Origin of the sequence: Halorubrum sp. AD140, from assembly GCF_034497445.1 — an archaeon.
Classification (GTDB): Archaea; Halobacteriota; Halobacteria; order Halobacteriales; family Haloferacaceae; genus Halorubrum.
Genome location: NZ_JAXRUU010000026.1, coordinates 1 through 20,153 on the forward strand (window position 1 = coordinate 1; position 20,153 = coordinate 20,153).

16 protein-coding genes and 1 tRNA gene are annotated in these 20,153 nt (G+C 67.7%); 10 read left to right on the forward strand and 7 right to left on the reverse strand.

Annotated elements, in window-relative coordinates; genetic code table 11:
- Both U4E84_RS08450 and U4E84_RS08455 read left to right on the forward strand, forming a co-directional pair.
- Nucleotides 1–416 (forward strand): MinD/ParA family protein (locus U4E84_RS08450; protein WP_369698424.1); only part of this gene is annotated, 416 nt, incomplete at its 5' end.
- Between the two features lie 62 nt (nt 417–478).
- On the forward strand, nt 479–1,165 hold the full coding sequence (locus U4E84_RS08455) for a peptidase (RefSeq protein ID WP_322531659.1): 687 nt from the start codon (nt 479–481) through the stop codon (nt 1,163–1,165).
- A gap of 46 nt (nt 1,166–1,211) precedes the next feature.
- Here the strand turns inward: U4E84_RS08455 and U4E84_RS08460 are convergent, their stop codons facing one another.
- Nucleotides 1,212–1,517 (reverse strand): HalOD1 output domain-containing protein, encoded by a 306-nt coding sequence (locus U4E84_RS08460; RefSeq protein ID WP_322531660.1) that lies wholly within the window; start codon nt 1,515–1,517, stop codon nt 1,212–1,214.
- A 217-nt stretch (nt 1,518–1,734) separates the two neighbouring features.
- On the opposite strand from U4E84_RS08460, the gene U4E84_RS08465 reads away from it, so the two are divergent.
- Nucleotides 1,735–3,243 carry a phenylalanine--tRNA ligase subunit alpha gene (locus U4E84_RS08465; RefSeq protein WP_322531661.1) on the forward strand — a complete coding sequence of 503 codons (1,509 nt, stop codon included), beginning with the start codon at nt 1,735–1,737 and terminating at the stop codon, nt 3,241–3,243.
- Nucleotides 3,243–4,979 carry a phenylalanine--tRNA ligase subunit beta gene (pheT, locus tag U4E84_RS08470; protein ID WP_322531662.1) on the forward strand — a complete coding sequence of 579 codons (1,737 nt, stop codon included), beginning with the start codon at nt 3,243–3,245 and terminating at the stop codon, nt 4,977–4,979. The genes U4E84_RS08465 and pheT overlap by 1 nt, the downstream gene beginning before the upstream one ends.
- Nucleotides 4,980–5,002: 23 nt before the next feature.
- Here pheT and U4E84_RS08475 read toward each other — a convergent pair whose 3' ends face one another.
- The 5 genes from U4E84_RS08475 to U4E84_RS08495 all read right to left on the reverse strand — a co-directional run bounded on the left by U4E84_RS08475 (nt 5,003) and on the right by U4E84_RS08495 (nt 11,395).
- Entirely contained in the window at nt 5,003–6,163 is a 1,161-nt protein-coding gene (locus U4E84_RS08475) for an aminopeptidase (protein WP_322531663.1), read from the reverse strand.
- 257 nt (nt 6,164–6,420) lie between these two features.
- Entirely contained in the window at nt 6,421–8,220 is a 1,800-nt protein-coding gene (gene pepF / locus U4E84_RS08480) for an oligoendopeptidase F (protein WP_322531664.1), read from the reverse strand.
- 109 nt (nt 8,221–8,329) lie between these two features.
- Nucleotides 8,330–8,803 carry a ribosomal protein S18-alanine N-acetyltransferase gene (gene rimI, locus U4E84_RS08485; RefSeq protein WP_322531665.1) on the reverse strand — a complete coding sequence of 158 codons (474 nt, stop codon included), beginning with the start codon at nt 8,801–8,803 and terminating at the stop codon, nt 8,330–8,332.
- Nucleotides 8,804–8,884: 81 nt separating this feature from the next.
- A complete protein-coding gene (locus U4E84_RS08490; RefSeq protein WP_322531695.1) occupies nt 8,885–10,297 on the reverse strand; it encodes a PAS domain-containing protein in 1,413 nt (470 codons plus the stop codon).
- A 291-nt stretch (nt 10,298–10,588) separates the two neighbouring features.
- Nucleotides 10,589–11,395: a helix-turn-helix domain-containing protein gene (locus U4E84_RS08495; protein ID WP_322531666.1), complete on the reverse strand. Its 807-nt coding sequence runs from the start codon at nt 11,393–11,395 to the stop codon at nt 10,589–10,591.
- Between the two features lie 225 nt (nt 11,396–11,620).
- On the opposite strand from U4E84_RS08495, the gene U4E84_RS08500 reads away from it, so the two are divergent.
- The 6 genes from U4E84_RS08500 to U4E84_RS08525 all read left to right on the forward strand — a co-directional run bounded on the left by U4E84_RS08500 (nt 11,621) and on the right by U4E84_RS08525 (nt 19,177).
- Nucleotides 11,621–13,456 carry a CARDB domain-containing protein gene (locus U4E84_RS08500; protein ID WP_322531667.1) on the forward strand — a complete coding sequence of 612 codons (1,836 nt, stop codon included), beginning with the start codon at nt 11,621–11,623 and terminating at the stop codon, nt 13,454–13,456.
- Nucleotides 13,457–15,961 carry an MMPL family transporter gene (locus U4E84_RS08505; protein ID WP_322531668.1) on the forward strand — a complete coding sequence of 835 codons (2,505 nt, stop codon included), beginning with the start codon at nt 13,457–13,459 and terminating at the stop codon, nt 15,959–15,961.
- Nucleotides 15,962–16,050: 89 nt separating this feature from the next.
- A tRNA-Arg gene (locus U4E84_RS08510) sits at nt 16,051–16,137 on the forward strand.
- A gap of 477 nt (nt 16,138–16,614) precedes the next feature.
- Nucleotides 16,615–16,911, forward strand: a complete 297-nt coding sequence (locus tag U4E84_RS08515; protein ID WP_322531669.1) for a hypothetical protein — start codon at nt 16,615–16,617, stop codon at nt 16,909–16,911.
- Nucleotides 16,912–17,045: 134 nt separating this feature from the next.
- Nucleotides 17,046–18,068, forward strand: coding sequence for a hypothetical protein (locus U4E84_RS08520; RefSeq protein WP_322531670.1), 1,023 nt, complete (start codon nt 17,046–17,048; stop codon nt 18,066–18,068).
- A gap of 71 nt (nt 18,069–18,139) precedes the next feature.
- The gene (locus tag U4E84_RS08525) at nt 18,140–19,177 is read left to right on the forward strand and encodes a restriction endonuclease (protein WP_322531671.1); all 1,038 of its coding nucleotides are present in this window, start codon (nt 18,140–18,142) and stop codon (nt 19,175–19,177) included.
- 15 nt (nt 19,178–19,192) lie between these two features.
- On the opposite strand, the gene U4E84_RS08530 is transcribed toward U4E84_RS08525, so the two are convergent.
- Complete coding sequence (locus tag U4E84_RS08530; RefSeq protein ID WP_322531672.1) at nt 19,193–20,062, reverse strand: DNA adenine methylase; 870 nt, start codon at nt 20,060–20,062, stop codon at nt 19,193–19,195.
- Nucleotides 20,063–20,153 lie beyond the last annotated feature (91 nt).

The following is a 20,153-nucleotide window of genomic DNA, read 5'->3' on the forward strand; positions in this document are numbered from 1 at the left end:
GCGCCTGCGACCTGTCGGCGCTGGAGGGCGCGGTGGCGTCGATCGAGCGGGAGCGCGGCGCCGTCGTCCTGGACTGTCCGGCCGGCGGGCGCGCGGAGGCCGGCGTCCCGCTCGCCGTCGCGGACGCGTGCCTGCTGGTCGTGTCCCCGCGGGCGTTCGCGCTGGCAGACGCGATCCGGACCCGGGAGCTCGCCCGCGAGCTGGACGCCGGGCTCGTCGGCTGCGCGGTCAACCGAGTGATCGAGGACCCGCCGACCGACGCCGTCGCAGACGCCCTCGGGGCGCCCGCGGCGGTGATACCGGCGGACCCGCGAGTCGGCCGGTCCGTCTCCGCGGAGCGGCCGGTAGTGGACGCCGCGCCGGACAGCGACGCCGCGAGGGCGATCGCTGAGCTGGCCGGACGGGTCTCCCGCTAGCCGAGAGACCGAGCGCGGGAGACATCGGGTCGTTTTACCCGATCGGGGGCGGACGGGAAGCCATGCTCACGGTCGCGTTCCTCGTCGGCGTCGCCGTCGTCGCCTTCCTCGCGGTCGAGGTCGGCCCGCTGTACGCGGCCGACCGCTTCCGCGACCTGCGGGAGCCGACGGCCACGGAGCGAGAAAGGCTCGCCTCGCTCCGCGGGACCGCCGGCCTCGACGTCGAGCGGGTGGCGATCGAGACGGGCCTCGGGACCGTCGTCGACGAGACCGAAACGGGGACCGGACGGGTCGACGTCGGGGTCCGCGGACCGCCCGGCAGACGCGTCCTGTTCGTCACCGAGAGCGTGCTCGACGAGCTCGACGACGACGTCGCGATCGGCCTCCTCGCGGCCGAGGCCGGTCGGGTCGAGACGCACTACGGGGAGTTCCGAGCGGTCGCGATCGCGGCGGTGCTCGCGATTCTGGCGGCGATCGTGACCGTGGCGGTGCCGTTCCAAGCGGGCTTCGCCTCGCTCGTCGCGGTCGGGATCGCGGCGTTCTGGGTCGGCCGACGGGTGCAGTACGCGGCCGACGACCGCGCCGCGGACGCTGTCGGGGCGGGACGCGTCGCCGACGCCTTCGAGCGGGTCGCCGCGATTCGGGGGGTCGAGCCCGAGACCGGCGACTGGTCGACGTGGTTCGAGGTGCAGCCTCCGCTCGGCGATCGGATCGCGACGCTTCGGAAACGGGCGGAAGAGGAGGGCTGAGGCGCCGGGACGCCGGGACGCTGAGGCCCCGGGACGCTCGACGGTCCTACCTGGCGGGTTCGGCGACGGCCCCGTCGCGGTCGACGCACACGCGGTACTCGCCGACGGAAAACGAGACGGCGAGGTCGCGGTCGGGGCGGCGCTCGACGAGCGCGTCGAGCGCGTCGGGCTCGACGTGATCGTACAGGACGAGTCCCGTCTCGTCGGCGAGCGCGGAGGGTTCGACGCCGGCGAGTGCGGCGATCGCCTCGACGACCGCGCGGCTCGGCGACCAGTCCTCACCGCCGTGGTCGACGCGCACCGACTCGGAAGCCGGTCCGGAGTCGGGAGCGTCGGCCGTAACACTGCTCATGAGGCGTCTTTCACGGACCGATATATAAACACTCGCGTTCAGTTCTCAAGATGGATACTGCCGGCGTGCCAACTGATAGCGGAGCCATCGGGTCACCGCGATGACGCCCCGGACGCCCGTAGCGGAGCGAAACCGGAGGTGAGAAGATGCGACGTGCCGCGGCGGCGACGTGCCGGAACCGTTACCAACCAGCCACACGCGTATGCAGACAACTCGAATGCGACTCCCGGAACGACAGCTCGCGGTCCTCGAAGCCGCGAGCGCGACGGACGAACGGACGATGGACGAGATCGCGGCGGAGACGGAGCTGAAGCCCGAGACGGTCGTCGGCGCGGCCTTCGACCTCCGCGACGAGGGGCTCCTCGCGGTCGCAGAGCACGCAGCCGAAACCCTCGACCTCACCGACGAGGGGTGGCGCTACGTCGACGACGGGCTCCCCGAGACGCGGCTCTACCGGGCCGGCCTCGCGCTCGACGCCGACGAGTCGGCGGTGTCGATGGGTCGAGTCATCGGCGAGGCCGACCTCGACGGCCCCGAGGTCGACATCGCGCTCTCGAACTTCGCGCGGAAGGGCTTCGGGTCGATCGACGCGGGCGAGCTGACGGTCGACCCCGACGCCGACCCCGATTCCGATCCTGAGGCGGCCGCGCTCGCGGCGCTCGCGGCGGGCGCAGAGCCCGACGTCGACGGGTCGGTCCTCGACCAGCTCGACTCCCGCGGGCTCGTCGACCGCGGCGAGTCGGTCACCCGCTCGGTGACGCTCACCGACGAGGGCGTCGACGCGTTGATGACGGGCGTGGAGGCGACCGAGACCGTCTCGGAGCTCACGCCGGAGCTGCTCGCCAGCGGCGAGTGGCGCGACGTGGAGTTCTCCGAGTACAACGTCGAGGCCGACGCGCCGACGGCGCGGGGGGGCCGAAAACACGTGCTCCGCCGGACCGCCGACCGCGTGAAGGACGTGCTCGTGGGGATGGGCTTTCAGGAGATGGAGGGTCCACACGCCGACAGCGACTTCTGGATCAACGACTGCCTGTTCATGCCGCAGGACCACCCCGCGCGGACCCACTGGGACCGGTTCGCGCTGGACGTCGATCCGATGGAGGAGATCCCCAGGGAGCTGATCCGACGGGTCGAGTCGGCTCACCGAGAGGGGTGGGGCGAGGACGGGGACGGCTACCACTCGCCGTGGTCGGAGGCGTTCGCCCGGGAGATCGCCCTTCGGGGTCACACCACCTCGCTGTCGATGCGGTACCTTTCGGGGATCGCCGGCGCCGAGCTGGAGCCGCCCCAGCGCTACTTCTCCGTCGAGAAGGTGTACCGCAACGACACGCTCGACCCGACCCACCTGCTGGAGTTCTTCCAGATCGAGGGATGGGTGATGGCCGAGGACCTGTCGGTGCGCGACCTGATGGGCACCTTCGAGGAGTTCTACCGGCAGTTCGGGATCACGGACATCCGGTTCAAGCCGCACTACAACCCGTACACCGAACCCTCCTTCGAGCTGTTCGGCGAGCATCCCGAGACGGGCGAAGAGATCGAGATCGGCAACTCGGGCGTCTTCCGCGAGGAAGTCACCGGGCCGCTCGGCGTCGACTGCGACGTGATGGCGTGGGGGCTCGCCTTGGAGCGGCTCGCCATGCTGACCACCGGCGCGGAGGACATCCGCGACCTCCACGGGACGCTGGCCGACATCGAGTTCCTGCGGAACGCGGAGGTGAGCTACTGATGCCCGTCGTCGACATCGACACCGACGAGCTGCGCGGGCTCACCGGCCGCACTGACGCGAGCGACGCGGAGTTCACGGAGGACCTGTTCGGGCTCGGCTTAGAGTTCGAGGGGGAGACCGACGACGGGCTCCTCCAGTTCGAGTTCGCGCCGGACCGGCTCGACCGGCTCTCGGTGGAGGGCGTCGCGCGCTCGCTGCGCTACCACTACGGCGACGACCGCGGCGTCTACGTCCCCGAGACGAACGACCCCGAGTGGACGATCGAGGTCGACGAGTCGGTGCCCGACGAGCGCCCGTACGTCACCGGCGCCCTGATCCGGGGCGTCGACCTCGACGAGGGGGCGCTCGACTCGCTGATCCAGCTGCAGGAGAAGCTCCACGCGACGATGGGGCGCGGCCGCGCGAAGGGCGCGATCGGGATCCACGACCTCGCGATGGTCAAGGGCGCGCCGCTTCGGGAGGGCGCGGAGCCCTCGATCACCTACCGCGGCGTCGACCCCGACGGCGTCACGTTCGTCCCCCTCGACTCGAACGACGAGCTGACGCCGAACGAGGTGCTCGACGAGCACGACACGGGTCGGACGTACGCCGACCTCGTCGAGGGGCTGGAACGGTACCCCGCGATCTACGACGAGCTCGGCCTCTTCTCGTTCCCGCCGGTGATCAACGGAAAGCGGACCGAGGTGACGACGGAGTCTCGCGATCTCCTCGTCGAGCTCACCGGAACGGACCAGTGGACGATCGACAAGATGTGCACCATCGTCTGTTACGCCCTGTCGGCGCGCGGCGCGACGATCGAGGCGGTCGAGGTGAACTACGCCGACGGCGCGACCGCCCCGAGCGAGTACGGGGCGGAGTTGGTTCGGCCGGACCTCGACACGACCGAGAAGTCCGTGACGCACGACCGGATCGAGACGCTGCTCGGCGTCGAGTTCGAGCCCGAGGACGTCGTCGACTGCTTCGAGCGCGCCGGCCTCGACGCGAGCTACGCGCTCGACGGAGACGTGACCTACGAGGTGGAGATCCCGCCGTACCGCGTCGACGTGCTCCATCCGCTGGACCTCGTCGACGACGTGGGACGCGCGTACGGGTTCGACGAGCTGGAGCCGCGCTACCCCGACGTGGGGACGGTCGGGGGCCGCCACGAGCGCTCCCGGCTGGAGGACGCGGTCCGGACGAGCCTCGTCGGGCTCGGCTTCGAGGACCTCCTCAACTTCCACATGACGAGCGGGACCGAGAACTACGACCGGATGAGCGTGGAGCCGGGGAGCGCCGTCCTCGGCGGCGGCGAGCCCGTCGAGATCACGGAGCCGTACAGCGAGGAGTACACCCAGCTCCGCACGTGGGCGATCCCCTCGCTCGTCATGCTGTTGGAGCGGAACACCCACAACGCGTACCCGCAGGACGTCGCGGAGGTGGGCTTCGTCGCCGAGCGCGACGACGCGGAGAACACGAACGTCGCCGAGCGCCGCCACGTCGCAGGCGCGGTCGCCCGGCGCGACGCCTCCTACGAAGCCGCGAAGGGTCGCCTGCAGGCGGTGTGCGACGACTTCGGGGTCGAGCTGGAGACGCCGCGGACCGAGCACCCCTCCTTCATCGACGGCCGGACCGCGGCGGTCGAGATCGACGGCGAGCGGGTCGGCGTGATCGGCGAGGTCCATCCGGCGGTCCTCGTCGAACACGACCTGGAGGTCCCCGTCGCCGCCTTCGAGTTCGACCTCGACGCGCTGCGGTAACGGGAGTCTATCGAGTCGGAGCCCTACTCGTCCGTCTCGAACCCCTCCTCCCACCGAAACGTCCCGTTCCGCTGGACGACCTCCCCGTCGACCTCCAGCCGGGAGCGCGCACTCACGTCGCTTATCATGTCGACGTGGACCGCGCTGTCGTTTCCCGACTCGCCCGCGGGCAGGCAGGCGTCGTAGGCGCGGCCGACCGCCAGGTGGACCGTGTCGCCCATCTTCTCGTCGAAGAGGATCGAGTCGGTGAACCGGTCGATCCCGCGGTTCATGCCGATCCCGAGCTCGCCGAGCCGGCGGGCGCCCGGGTCGGTGTCGAGCACGCCCGCGAGCGCGTCCTCGCCGGTCTCGGCGGAGAAGTCCACGACCTCGCCTCCCTCGAAGACGAGGTGGACGTCCCGGACGCGGGTCGCGTCGATCGTCATCGGCACGTCGAAGAACGCCTCGCCCTCGGTGTCGTACGGGGCGGTGAACACCTCGCCGGAGGGGAGGTTGTGCGAGTCGTACGCGACGGAGGCGGCGGAGTTGACCGCGGTGCGCCCCGCGATCGACATCGTCACGTCGGTGTCGGGGGCGGCGTCGCGCTCGGTGACGATCCGCACCTCGTCGCCCGCGTCGAGGATCTCTTTCATCTGCGCCATCTCGTCGGCGAGCGCCTCCCAGTCGCGGAGCACGGCGTCGTAGACGAACTCCCGGTACTCCTCGTAGGCCATTCCGGCCTGCTGGGCGAGGCTCCGGGTGGGGTGGACCGTCGACACCCAGTCGGTGTCCATCCGGGCCTCGCGGACCCCTTTCCTCGCTTTGGCGTACGCCTGCCGCGTCGCGCGCGCCACGTCCGCGGTCGCGGTGGTGTTGCGCCCGCCGCCGATCCGGAGGTAGGCGTCGGCGGCCTCGAAGAGCGCGCGGTCGACCGCCGGGTCGTCGTCGAAGGCGGGGGTCGCGTTGTCGGCGTCGTCGCCGTCGCTCGACGCGCGCGCCTCTGCTCCCTTCAGATAGGCCCGCGAGAGCTCGTCGGAGCCGTACAGCGTCGTGACGTTGGCTCCCCGTTCACCGAGCGCCTCGGCGACCGCGACGCCCAGGTCGTGGGCGTCCTCCGCGACGCTGACGACGACGTCGTCGCCGGCCTCGACCCGCGCGCTCCAGTCGACGAGCACCGCCGCGTGCTCGCGTACGCGTTCGTCCATTACGCGGTGTGTCGGAGGGGAGCGGTAAATCGGTGCCGGGAGGGAGATTGCTAATAGACAGTCGACGGCGCACCGGTAGTGAAGACTTCCGAAACCCTGGCCGCTCAGTTATAAATAATCGTCAGCAGATCGTCGGAGAACACCTCCAAATTCCCATCTCGCACAGCACCGCGCCTCACACCCCCCAGCCTCGTCGGCACGCGCCACCGCGCGTCATTTACCAGAAAAGCACCGTCCGTCGGATCGCCTCGAATCGTCTACTCCAGCTCCAGCAGCGCCGCGATCTCGTCGAGGTAGTCGTCGTAGACCCCGACGGCGGACTCGATCGGGTCCGGCGAGGCCATGTCGATGCCGGCGAGCTCGACGACGTTCAGGGGGTAGTCTGAGCCGCCGGCCTTCAGCATCTCGCGGTAGTCCGCTGCGGCGGGCTCGCCCTCGTCGAGGACGCGCTCGACGATCGCGGCGGCCGCGGAGATGCCGGTCGCGTACTGGTAGACGTAGAAGTCGTAGTAGAAGTGAGGGATGCGCTCCCACTCGCGCTCGATGCCGCCCGTCAGCTCGGCGGGCGCGTAGTAGTCGCCCTTCAGGTCGCCGTAGATCTCGTCGAAGGCGTCGGGCGTGAGCGCGTCGCCGGCCTCCACGCGCTCGTGGATCTCCTGTTCGAACGCGGCGAACATCGTCTGCCGGAAGAGGGTGGAGCGGAAGCGCTCGAGGTACTCGTCGAGCACGTGGGTCCGCAGCGCGTCGTCCTCGACCGTGTCGAGCAGGTGGTACGTCAGGAGCGTCTCGTTGACGGTGGAGGCGATCTCGGCGACGAAGATCTCGTAGCTCGCGTCGTGCCACGGCTGGGCGTCGCCCGCGAGCTCGGAGTGCATCGAGTGGCCGAGCTCGTGCGCCAGCGTGAACATCGAGGCGATGTCGTCCTGGTAGTTCATCATGATGTACGGCTGGGTGTCGTAGGTGCCCGACGAGAACGCACCCGAGCGCTTCCCGCGGTTCTCGTACACGTCGACCCACCGCGAGTCGAGCCCCTCGGCCATGCGCTCCTGGTACGCCTCGCCGAGCGGCGCGACGGCCTCGGTCACCCACTCGACGGCCTGGTCGTACTCGACGTCGGGGCCCTGATCGCCCGTCAGCGACATGTACAGGTCGTGGCTCTCCAGCCGGTCGACGCCGAGCGCCCGCTCTTTCAGCGCCGCGTGGCGGTGGAGCACGTCGAGGTTGTCGTCGACCGTGTCGACGAGCGCGTCGTACACCTCGACCGGGACGTTCGAGCCGTCGAGCGCCGCGGCGCGCGCGGAGTCGTAGCCGCGGATCTCGGCCGTGGTGACGTGCTCGCGGACGGCCTTCTCCAGCGAGGTGCCGACCGCGTTTCGGACGCTCGCCCACTCGTCGTAGAACGTCTCGTGGACGCGCTCGCGGAACGCGCGGTCCGGGTTCGTCTGGAGCTTCGTGAAGTTCGCCTGCGTGATCTCCACCTCCTCGCCGTCGGGGTCCTCGACGACGCCGTAGGTCATGTCGGCGTTCGTCAGCATCGAGTAGATCTCGCTCGGGGCGTCGGTGACCTCCGAGAGGTCGGCGAGCACCTCCTCGACCTCCGCCGAGCGCGTGTGTTCTTTCATCCGCAACACGTCGTCGAGGTAGTGCTCGTACGCCTCCAGTTCGGGCTCGTTCTCGAGGAACTCCTCGACCGCCGTCCGGGTGAGCGACTGCAGCTCGGGCTCGAGGTACGAGAGCGCGCTCGACGCCTCGGACCCCAGCGAGGACGCCCGCGCCGACATCGCCTGGTACTCCTGGTTTCGCGTGTCCTCGGCGCTGCGGAGCCGCGCGTACGTCAGCACCTGCTGGAGCTCGCGGAAGATCTCCTCGCGGAGCTCGAACAGCTCGAGCAGCGTCGCGGCGTCCTCGGTGACGCGCCCCTCGTACGCGCCCAGCTCGTCGATCCGCTCGGAGACCGCCTCGTAGGCGGCCTCCCACGCCTCGTCGTCGTCGTAGACGTCCCGGAGGTCCCACTTGTACGCCTCGTCGATCGCCGCTCGTTCGGGAACCGAACTCATACAACGGGGTTGGCCCCCGGGGCACTAAGCCTTGTCAAACGCGGAACGCGACCGGGGAGTTGGCAGGGCGGAGCTGGCAGGGCGGGCGAATCGATCGCCGCGTGGGCGGTCAGTTCCCCGTCGCCCACTCCGCGAGGTCGGCGACGAGCACGAGCGCGTCCTCGCCGTCGCGGTAGTAGTTCGAGACGCGTCGGATCGGCTCGAACCCCTCGTCCGCGTACAGCGACCGGGCGACCGCGTTGCTCTCACGGACCTCCAGGCGAACCACGGCGACGTCACCGGCGTAGAGCCGCGAGAGCGCGGACCGGAGGAGGGTCCGACCGAGCCCCTCGCCGCGCGCGTCCGGGTGGACGGCGAGGTCCTTCACGTGGCCGATGTCGCGGCCGTAGTTCGGCGTGGCGTCTGCGACGACGTAGCCGACGACCCCGCCGCCGCGCTCGGCGACGAGGAACCCGGGCTCGTCGAGCAGCCGCTCGAAGGCGTCGTACGGCCACGGGTCCGAGAAGCACGCCCGCTCGATCCGAACCACTCCGAGCAGGTCGGCGCGCTCGACTCGGCGAATCGTCGCGTCGACGGGGGACACGGGCCGGATTGGCGGGCGGGAGAAATAAACGCGACGGGACAGAGCCGGACGCCGCCGGACGCCACCGTGTGGCCTACCGGCTCACCCGTCGATCCACGGCTCCGTCCCCGAGACCGCCCCGGGCCCCGGCGCCTCGACGGCGAAGCACGCGCCGTCCGGCGGCGGGATCTGGGAGGGGAGGTCGACGTCGGGTCCGTCGGACCGGAGCCGAACCGTCCAGCCGTGCGACTCGACGATCTCGCGGACGATGTCGAGCCCGTATCCCGTCCCGTCGGCGCTGGTCGTGACGCCGGGCTCGAACACCTCCTCGCGCCGGTCCGCCGGGATCCCCGGACCGTCGTCGGCGACGAGAAACCCCGCGTCCGTCGCGCTCACGACGACGGTGAGGCCGTCGTCGGCCTCGGGGGCCGCGTGCTCGACGCTGTCGCCGGACGAAGTCCGGCTGCCAGTCGAGCCGTGCTCGACGCTGTTGCGGAAGAGGTTCTCCAACGCCTGTCGGAGCCGGCCGCGGTCGCCGTAGACCCGGGCGTCCCCGACGAGGACGAGGGTCGCGTCGGCGTCGCCGGCGGTCGTCCACGCGTCCCGCACGACGCCGTCGAGCGCGAACTCGGTCGGCTCGTCGATCCCGGACCCCTGTCGGGCGAGCGTCAGCAGCTCGGAGACGAGCTGGTCGATTCGGTCGACGGCGCGCTCGCCGCGCTCCAGCGGTTCGGTGTCGCCCTCCAGCCGGGCCATCTCCATCGATCCCCGGATCACGGACAGCGGGTTCCGGAGGTCGTGCGAGACGATGCTCGCGAAGCGGTCCAGCCGCTCGTTGCGGTCGGTGAGGCGACGCTCGCGCGCCTTCCGCTCGCTGACGTCCCGGGAGTTGATGAGGAGCCGACCGACGGCGGCGTCGTCCGGCAGCGACCGCGTCCGCGCCTCCAGCCAGACCCAGTCGCCGTCGGCGGCCCGGTAGCGGAACTCCATCGTGGGCGCCGCCTCGGGGTCGTTGAGCGCGCGGTAGAACCGCTCGGTAACGCGCTCTCGGTCGTCCGGGTGGACGTACCCGAGCGGCGATCGGCCCACCGTCGACCCCTGCTCGTAGCCGAGCACCTCCTCGATCGACGGGCTCTCGTATCTGACCCTGCCGTCGGCGTCGACGACGGTGACGAGGTCGGTGCCGTACTCCAGGAACTCGCGGAACCGCTCCGGGAAGGTCCGGTCGACGTCGACGCGGCGCGCGGTGACGACGCGTCCCCCGAACTCGGGGGCGAGCTCCTCGTCGACGACGGACTCGACCCAGACGAAGCCGCCGTTCGCGTGTCGGATCCGGTGGGTGACCGCGCGGTCGGTGGCGAGGGCGGAGAGCGCGTCCGAGACGGGTTCTCGGTCGTTCGGGTGGACGTGGTCCAGCAGGTCTCCGCCGACCAGCGCCTTGCGCTCGACGCCGAGCACCGCCGGGACGGAGGGGCCCGCGAACAGCACCTCGCCGTCCACGGCGACGGCCGCCACGAAGCGGTCCGAGCCGTGGTCGGCCGGCGTCGCCCGGTTCGTCGCTTCGAGGTCGGCGTCGTGGGGGCGGAGGGTCACGGGTTCTCAGTCTGCGCTACGGTCGACCGCGTATAAACTCGCGTGCCGCAGGTATCACAGGAGATAATCGAAGGGGATCGAGTGGCCGCGAGACGGTGAGCGGCGAGCCACGAGCGAGAGGGCGGCGAGCCACGAGCGAGAGGGCGGCGAGCCACGAGCGAGAGGGCGGCGAGCCACGAGCGAGAGGGCGGCGACGGTGACGGCGACTCCCGCCTACAGGTCGTCGACGACCTCGGCGGCCCGCCAGGCGTCGTCGAACCCGTCGCGCACGCGCGTCGCGAACCCGCGGTCGCGCAGGTACAGCATCGCGAACAGGCGGTCCGGGGCGAGCGGGTCCGACACCTCCAGGCACACCTCTTCGCCGTCGATGAGATAGAAGTTCCCGTACACGTCGTCGGTCACCCGGAGCTCGAAGGGCGCCTGCGCGACGGTGAGCGCGGCGCGCTCGTCGTCGACGGCGGCCCGGGCGGCGGCGAACATCGACGGCGACAGGAGGACCGAGACGTCGACGCCGCGTCGGATCGCCGCCAGCAGCCGGTCGAGGAGGACCGGCCCCTCGCGGTCGACCTCGAACTGCGAGGAGACCTCGGTGGCGACGACGACGACCGACGCCGCGGCGGCGTCGACGCGCTCGAACAGCAGCTCCAGGGCGTCGTCGGCCCCGACGGCGGCGGTCCAGAACCGGTCCGCGGTCGTCTCCGCGTCCGCCAGCCGGTCGACGAGCGTCGCCTTCCCCGACTCGTACGTCTCGATCCGGCGCTCCAGCTCCCGGCGCTTGCCCTCGACGAGCCGGTCCACGGCGACCCCCGGCTCGACGGGCGCGTACCGCTTCGGCTCTCGGTCGGCCTGGACGCGAACGAGCCCCCGCGACTCCAACCCGCCGAGCGCGTCGTAGATGCGCCCCTTCGGGACGCCGCTCTCTGCGGCGACGTCGGCGGCGGTCCCGCTCCCGAGCCCGAGCAGCCCGCGGTACGCCCGGTCCTCGTAGCTCGACAGCCCCAGGTCGCGAAGCGACTCCATGTGACGAGCGACGGAGGAGACACATAAATGACTGCCGCTGAAACGGAGCGCCGTTTCGCGCTGCGGGCGTCGTTGTACGGGCGACGTCGGCTACGGGCGCCAGTAAGTGCCAGGAGCTACGGTTCCGTATCGATTCGCCCCATAAAATGGTACAGAAACTGATACGATGTTTCGATCGGTTCCCGAAGGGTATTACGTCGGGGCGGTCTACCCGTACTAATCGACATGAGCCGCACCCGGACGGTCGTCGTCGTCGCGCTGACCTGTTGTCTCCTCGCGGCCGGCACGGCGCTGGTCGCCGCTAACGACACGGTGAGCGGCGATCCCGACATCGAGGCGTTCGCGCCCGAGACGGCGTTCGTTCCGGGCGAGGAGGCCACGCTTCAGGTGAGTCTGAACAACCGCGGCGACGTGCGCGAGGAGGGGTTCGACGACCTCGAGAGCGAGGTGGTGACCGCCCACGAGACCACCGCGCGGATCCCCACCGGCGACGAGACGGACCGCGAGGTTCCCTTCGACGTCCGGACCGGCGAGCAGACCGTCGGCGACGTGCCCCGGGGCGTCACCGGTCCGATCGAGTTCACGGTCGTCCCCGACGAGGACGCCGAGCCGGGCACGTACCGGGTGCCGATCGAGCTGGAGTACCGGAACGTCTACGACGCCGAGGACGACAACGGAGCGACGCTGCGCGACGAGCGCGTCGAGACCGAGACGGTCTACGTCGACGTCGAGATCACCGACCGCGCGCAGTTCGCCGTCGTCGACGTCGACGGGCCCGTGCAGGCCGGCGACACCGGCACGGTCGACGTGACGATGCGAAACGTGCGGAACGAGACCGCCCGCGAGGCCAGCGTGGCGGCGAACCCGATCGACCCCGACCTGTCGTTCACCTCGGAGGCCGGGACCACGGAGACGTTCGTCGACGACTGGGCGCCCGGCGAGAACCGGACGCTCACCTACCGGCTCGACGCCGACCCCGAGGCCACCGCGCGCGCCTCCACCCTGGAGTTCGACGTGGACTACCGCGACGCCGAGCGCGCCGACGCGAGCGCCCGCACGGTTCGGACCGGCGTGACGCCGCTCGCCCGGCAGTCGTTCGACGCGGCGGCCCTGAACAGTTCGCTGACGGTGGGCGAGGACGGCTCGTTCACCGTCGAGGTTCGCAACGACGGCCCGCGGCCGGTCGAGGACGCGGTCGTCGCGTTCGACAACGAGGCGCCGGCGCCGGAGGAGGTCGACGCGGAGACGGTCCCGGCCGACCCGAACGTCGTCCCGCGAGAGACGCGGGTCACCGTCGGCGACCTCGGGGTCGGCGAGTCGACGACCGCGACGTTCGACGCCGGGATCCGCACCGACGCGAACCCCGGCAACCGGACGCTCAACCTCGCGGTTCGGTACCGCGGGCTCGACGACGACGTGATCGTCTCCGACGCCCTCGACACCGTGGTCGACGTGCGCCCCGAGGAGGACGTCTTCTCGGTCAGGCCGGCCGGGGCGAGCGACGGCTCGGCGGGAGGGAACGGATCGGCCGACGGAGAGGACGCGTCGGGCGGCGGAGCGAACGAGTCGACCGACGGAGAAAACGCGTCGAACCTCTCCGTCACCTCGGCTGGCATCGCCCCGGGCGAGACGGCCCGGTACGACGTGGTCGTCCGCAACACCGGCTCTGAGCCGGTGTCGAACGTGCAGGCGAAGCTGTTCGTCGACGACCCGCTCTCCTCGGACGACGACGAGGCGTTCGTCACGTCGCTCGACCCCGGCGAGGAGACGACGGTGAGCTTCGAGGTGGACGTCGACGGCGGCGCCGCGGCCAAGACGTACTCGGCCGCGATCGACTTCCGGTACGACGACGCCGCCGGCGACGAGCAGCTCTCGGACACCCATCGGCTCCCCGTCGAGGTCGTCGACGACGACGACGGCGGTCTCCTCCGATCGCCCGCCGGGATCGTCGCGCTTTTTAGCGTACTCGCGCTCTGCGCCGCGGCCGTCTGGAAGCGCGGCCGGGTGAACCGGGCGCTCTCTCGGCTCCGCGAGCGGCTCCGAGACCGCGGCGACGGGTAGATGAACGGCGCAGAGCGAGCCTTCCGGGCGATCACGGACCGCATCGTCGAGCGGCCGAGGACGGTCGTCGTCGCGTGTCTGCTGCTCACGCTGTGTTTCGCGCCGGGGACGGCGCTGCTCGAGTCGGAGGCGGGCAGCGACCAGTTCACCGAGGGGATCGAGGAGGCCGACGCGCTCGATCGGGTGAACGAACAGTTCGAGCCCGCGTTCGGCGACGACGAGCCGACGACCCAGCTGATCCAGCGCGACGGCAACGTGCTCGACCGCGGCGGGTTGCTCGCCATGTTGACGGCCGCAGAGCGGATCGAGGAGCGCGACGACCTCCGCGTCAGCGAGGTGTCTGCGCCGGCGATCGACGTCGCGAGCGAGATCGACGGGGACGTCGAGACCGCCGCCGACGCCCGCGACGTCGTCGAGGACGCGAGCGAGGGGGAGATCGACGACGCCGTCGACGCGGCCGCCGAGGACTCCGGGTTCGACACGCTGCTCTCCGACGACTTCAACCGCGAGTCCGGAACGGCCTCCGCCTCGATTGGGGTCGTGACCCACTCGTTCCCGGCGTCGGCCGACACGCAGACGCTCCAGCCCGAGGCGCGCGAGGTCGCCGAGGGCGCGCCCGGAGACGTCACCGCCTTCGGGGGCGGGATCGTCGACGCCGAGTTCGCGCGGGTGATCTTCGACTCGCTCGCCATCGTCGTCCCCGCCGCGCTCGCGGTGATCCTCGGCCTCCTGGCGTACGCCTACCGCGACCCGTTCGACTTCGCACTCGGCGGGATCGCGCTGTTGATGACCGTCGTCTGGACGTTCGGGTTCACCGGGTACGCCGGCATCGCCTTCTCCGACGTGTTGATCGCCGTCCCCGTGCTCCTGCTCGCGGTCGGGATCGACTTCGGCATCCACACGGTGAACCGCTACCGCGAGGAGCGGGTGACCGGGAGCGATCCCGGGGTCGCGATGCGCGACGCGCTCGGTCAGCTCGTCGTCGCCTACTCGATCATCGCGGGAACGACGATCATCGGCTTCCTCGCGAACCTGACCAGCTCGCTCGATCCCCTCCGCGAGTTCGGGATCGTCGCCGGCGTGGGCATCTGCTTTACGCTCGTCATCTTCGTCGGCTTCCTCCCGGCGGCGAAGCTGCTCGTCGACCGCTGGCGCGCCGCGAACTCGATCCCCGCGTTCGGCTCCCGACCGCTCGGCTCCGCGGACTCCGCGCTCGGTCGGCTCCTCCCGCGACTGAGCGCGCTCTCGCGGCCCGCGCCCGCCGCCTTCCTCGTCGTCGTCCTCCTGCTGACGGCGGGCGCCGCGGGCTACGGCGCCGGCGTCGACACGACGTTCGACGACGACGACTTCCTGCCGCCGAGCGAGCAGCCCGGCTACGTCGACTACTTCCCCGCGGCGCTTCAGCCGGGCGAGTACACCGCGACGGAGACGATCGACTTCCTCTCTGAGAACTTCGCGACCTCGGAGGACGACACCGTGACGATCTACGTCGAGCGACGGATGACGAGCGACGCCGCCCTCCGGAGCCTCTCGCGGGCCGAGCGCGACCCGCCGGAGACGTTCATCGAGACGGACGGCCGCGCCAGCGCCACCGGCGTCGACGACGCGATCGACGGCTACGCCGAGGAGGACACCGAGTTCGCGGGGCTCGTCGCGGACTCGTCGCTCGACGACGGCCCCCCGAACCGGAATCTCGAACGGATCTACGGCGAGCTGCGCGACTCGGAGTACGAGGGGTTCACCGGCGAGTACCTCGCGGACGACGACCGCTCGACGCGGGTCGTGTACGACGTCGAGTCCGACGCATCGGACGCTGCGGTCACCGCAGACGCCCGCGACGTGGCCGACCGCTACCGCGGCGACGCCACGGCGACCGGACAGATCGTCGTCTTCCAGGCGGTCGCCGAGACGATCTTCGACTCGGCGATCGTCTCGCTGGCGGCCGCGTTGGGGCTGTCAGCGCTGTTTCTCGTCGTCCTGTTCTGGCTCTTCCTCGACAGCCCGACGCTGGGGCTCGTCACGCTCCTCCCCGTGGCCGTCACCGTCGCGACGCTCACGACGGCGATGCGGCTCGCTGGAATCCCCTTCAACGCGCTCACCGCGACGATCCTCGCGATCACTATCGGGCTCGGCGTCGACTACACGGTCCACGTCGCCCACCGGTTCCACGACGAGTACGCCGCCACCGACGACGTCGACGCGGCAGTGGTCACCACCCTGCGCGGCACCGGCGGCGCGCTCACGGGAACGATGGCGACCACCGCCTTCGGCACCGGCGTGCTCGTGCTCGCGATCACCCCCATCCTCGGGCAGTTCGGGCTGCTGACCGCGGTGAGCATCTCGCTCGCGTACCTCGCCTCGCTGGTGGTGTTGCCGCCGGCGCTCGTCGCCTGGGTGGCCGCCGTCGAGCGCCGTCCAGAGCTGCTGTGGATCGGCCGTGCGGTCCGCGGGGTCGACGCCGACGGAGGGGAGGCCGAGCGGAGGGGGAGTCGGCAGACCGACTGACGGCGCGCGCAAGGGCGGCGTCGATCCGGAGCGGACGCGGTCGTGCGATCCCGAGGATCCGAGTCAGAAGCGTTAAACGCTCGCCGCGGGTACGCGGTCGTGAGGGCGCGTAGCTCAGCGGACAGAGCACTTGGTTCCGGACCAAGATGCCGCGGGTTCAAATCCCGTCGCGCCCGTCACATTTCCTGACGGGGCAAATTGACAGGACGGCGGCCGGGTGTATATAAGGCGAACCCCCAGTGACGGTTTCGAGTTCGTCACGCAACGTGACGGGGGTCGTCGCCTTCGTGCGGTTCGTGAAATACACGTGACGGAGTTGGGATAAAGTCCTTTGGGTGATTGGTGGCTTGTTCGTGCCGGGTCGGTCTGGTTCGGGAGAACTCCACAAAAGACGACCGTCGTCGTGAGCGATTCGCAGACTATTTCCAGAATCCCGCGATAACCGAACCGCGGATTAGCGTCGATGGCAACTGTGGGTTCCGGGGCAAAAGCGATCGCGAGACGGAGCAGATGAGCCACCCGGGGATCCTGGCTAAAGGAAATCCGGCAAATGGGCGAATTGGCAATCCTCGGATTGCTGCTCAAGGCGATCGGGATCGGCTCCAGGTTGGCGATCCCCGATTATATACCCGGTTCCGTTCTATCGGCCAGTAATGGAACGAGACGCGGAGCTCCGCCGTAACGGCCATCTGTACGAGATCGCGTCGGTAAACGACGAGGTGCTCGGCTCCCGTCAGGGCTTCCCGGCATCGGAGACCGGCTATCGGAAAACGCTCGATAGCGTGCTCGATATTGCGGGGCCAGATCTGATGGACGAGGTGGCAGCCTCGATCAAGGAGCACATCCGGACACACGAAGAACGCCCAGCGAACCAAGTCGTCCGGAAGGACGCACGAAAGCTCGTCTCGAAGGCCGGGTATCCTCCCGATGACTACCTCAATGCGGCGTAGGTCTGGAAAGAATCACACAACGAATCAGACGTAGTCGTCGGAAGCCGGGATCCAAACACCGTTTCGTTCTCCCAGTTCTTTGATATGATATTTCATTCTGAAGATATTTCTATACGGTGTCTGATACACAGGTAATGTATCGGTTCACCCCGGACGAGATCGACCACGAACGCGCTCACCACCAGGCGGTCATTCAGGGAGCCGACGACCTGGATGTCAAGCGGATCGGCAACCTCGGCGAGCTCGCGTTCGAGCAGTTCTGTCGCGAGTACCTCCCCGTCGAGATGTGGGAGTGGGAAAACGAGGAGGCGATCCGGCGGTGTAACCCCGAGAGCTTCTCCGGACACGATTTCGAGGTGTTCGGATACACCGTCGACGTGAAGTCCTCACGGGACGTCTCCGCGTTTCTTCCCGAGTCCCTCGTCGAACGGGACCCCGATGACGACATCGTGGTGATGGTCTGGCACCGGGACAACGAGGACAGTCTGATGCTACTCGGGTGGGAGCGCCTCGAGACGCTAAGGTCGAAGGTCGAAACGGAGGCGGCCTTCTCCGGGGACTCTCCGGAAAAACTCGACCACCTCGCGGCTCGGCCGATGAACGAGTTGCTCGACCTCGGGCCTAACACCGCTCACATGAACCAGAAGCCAGAGAACCCGTTCTCGCCAGGAGATCGAGTGGTGAAGGCCGGCGACGCGGAGCCGTCGGCGGGAATCGTCGTCGAGGTGCTGCCGCCGGAGCAGAACACCGGGGCGTTCGGACACGAAATGGACGGGGAAGCGGTGCGGGTCGCATTCCCGAGTTCGCTCAACGAGGGACCGGGTGCGTGGCGTGACTACCACCCCGCGATCCTCGCGTCGTACTGTGACGACCAAGACATCAAGCTCTGGACGTACAAACACGAGAATCTCGCGTTCGCGGAGAACCCATATGTGCCGGGTGACCAGGTAATCAAGACCAGCCATAGCGATCCGAACACGGCCGTCGTGGTGGAAGGCTCTGAGGAGCGTGGCGATGACAACGTGTCAGTCGCATTCTTGGGTGATTTCGAGGCGGAGGACGTATCGCCGGGAGAGCTTGTGAAGCACTGTGAGGAGAAGGGGATCAAGTGCTACACGTACGAGTATTCGGAACTGGACTTCTCAACACAGGACTGATCCAGTTGTTGTAACGTACTGGTTGCTCTGGCGAGAGGATTTTTATTTAGCCGTGAAAACTTCGATCTTGAATGAAAACATCGACGGCGAAAGATGAACTGCTTGATAAAGGGTTACAGATCGACCATGAGCAGTTTGAACAGCTCTGTAAAATGGTGATTGAGCGTGCAGAGCCGACTCGTGAACTCGAATTAACGCCGTTCCGTGGTGATCGTGGAATCGATATTCACGCTGTCATTGATCGAGAACTGTTCCACGCGCGGCTCGGCGTACAAGCAAAACAATATGCTAGTGGTAACACCGTCGGTGCTCGCACGCTACGCGGATTTAAGGGTGCTCTCTCAGAGCAACAGTATCACATTGGAACTGTGATAACGACGTCCTCGTTCACGTCTGGAGCCGAGACGAGCGCAAACCAAGATTTCATCCGATTGATCGACGGTGACCGGCTCACAGACATTATGATCGAGAGCAGTATCGGCGTCGTTACAGACAACGAATCATACGAACTCGATCCCACGTTCTGGAGTGCGTTCGAGAAGCCGGAGCGCACCGACACGATCCCGTCGCTAGAGGTACCACAGGCCGACAACTTTGACGTGATACGCACTGTCATCCAGGCGGTTGGTGTGGGTTCCGACACTAAACCCGATATCGCAGACTACGTCCAAAAACAGACGGATACGGGCACGTTCGATCCGAGGCAAGCGGATTATTACTGCATCGCCGCGTGGCTTCTCCAGTTTCTCCACAAAGAACAGGAAGTCAAAGTCGACAACTACACCATCCGTCGTTGGGGACTCACTCGACTCGGTGAGGAATACCTCACGTATCTCGATCGTGGTAATCGAGAATCCGCGGATAACCTTCTCACACAGCAGATCCGTGATGTCGAGATCATCTCTCGTGTGTACGCTCAGCTAGAAGTAGACGGTGCGCTCTCCCGGCGTGAGATTACGGAGATCCTCGCTGCCGAAACAGATCTCTCGGATTCAACCACTCGTCGACGCGCCCGGACCGTTGGACAGTGGCTTTTCCGCCTCCCCGAGATCACTACAAGCGGTCGAGGATCCGAGCAACAATACGTTCTCTCTTCGACGCTATGTTAAGCGATCTTCAACGACTCATTCAGTAAAGTCGGAAAGAGTCTTTCGCCGTTGCTCACCTCCTGGAACGTTCGTAATGAGCACTTCCGAGACCTCCCCCCGACTACTGGCATCGCTATTTATCGCACGAGTGGCGTCTACGTATCTGATCGAGAACGCATCGTGGCCTTCATATAATTCCGTGACCGGCGGCGAATTAGAGAGAATCATAGAAACATCCATTTCCGTGAGTTCTATCACGACATCACGAAGTCGGCGTTGGTCCTCTCGGTCAAATCCGCCCGCCTGATATGAATTGAAATCCGCGGTTTTCGACACCGGTTCGTACGGCGGATCAAAATACACAAGATCGCCACTAGAAGCCTCATCGACGACGTAGCTGAAATCCGTATTGAACACTGCCGTGTCTTGGAGAACGCGTGATGCCTTCCGAATTCGCTGCTCTTGTATCCAATCCGGATTCGAATACCGTCCGAAAGAGACGTTGAATTCGCCATTACTGTTCTCCCGATACAATCCATTGAAACATGTCCGATTTAAATATAAAAGTAAGCTCGCCTCGCGGACTCGCTCGTCCTGTGTTGGAGTTGACTGTGTAAGGAGCGCATTGAACTCCGAGCGAGCGTTATAGTAGTATTCTTCCGTATGCTCGTGCGTCTTGTTCTCGGCAATAAGGGCGTCTGGTTGGTCTCGAACGATCTCATAAAAAGTAGTTAACCGCGTGTTCAGATCGTTGATCGTTCCATTATCAGGGTCCTGATCAAAAAAGACAGCACCACCTCCTACGAACGGTTCGTGATACGCCTCATATGTGGTCGGAAACAGCGCCGTGATTTCTGAGAGAAGCTGGCGCTTCCCACCCGCCCATTTTAAGATCGGCTCCACCATTCAATATAGATCTCCTCGGTATTAGCAAAAAGCTGTCTCGTTAGAGTAGCAGTCTGTCTCGGTACTTGATCAGCCTTGTTGAGGTGGCGCT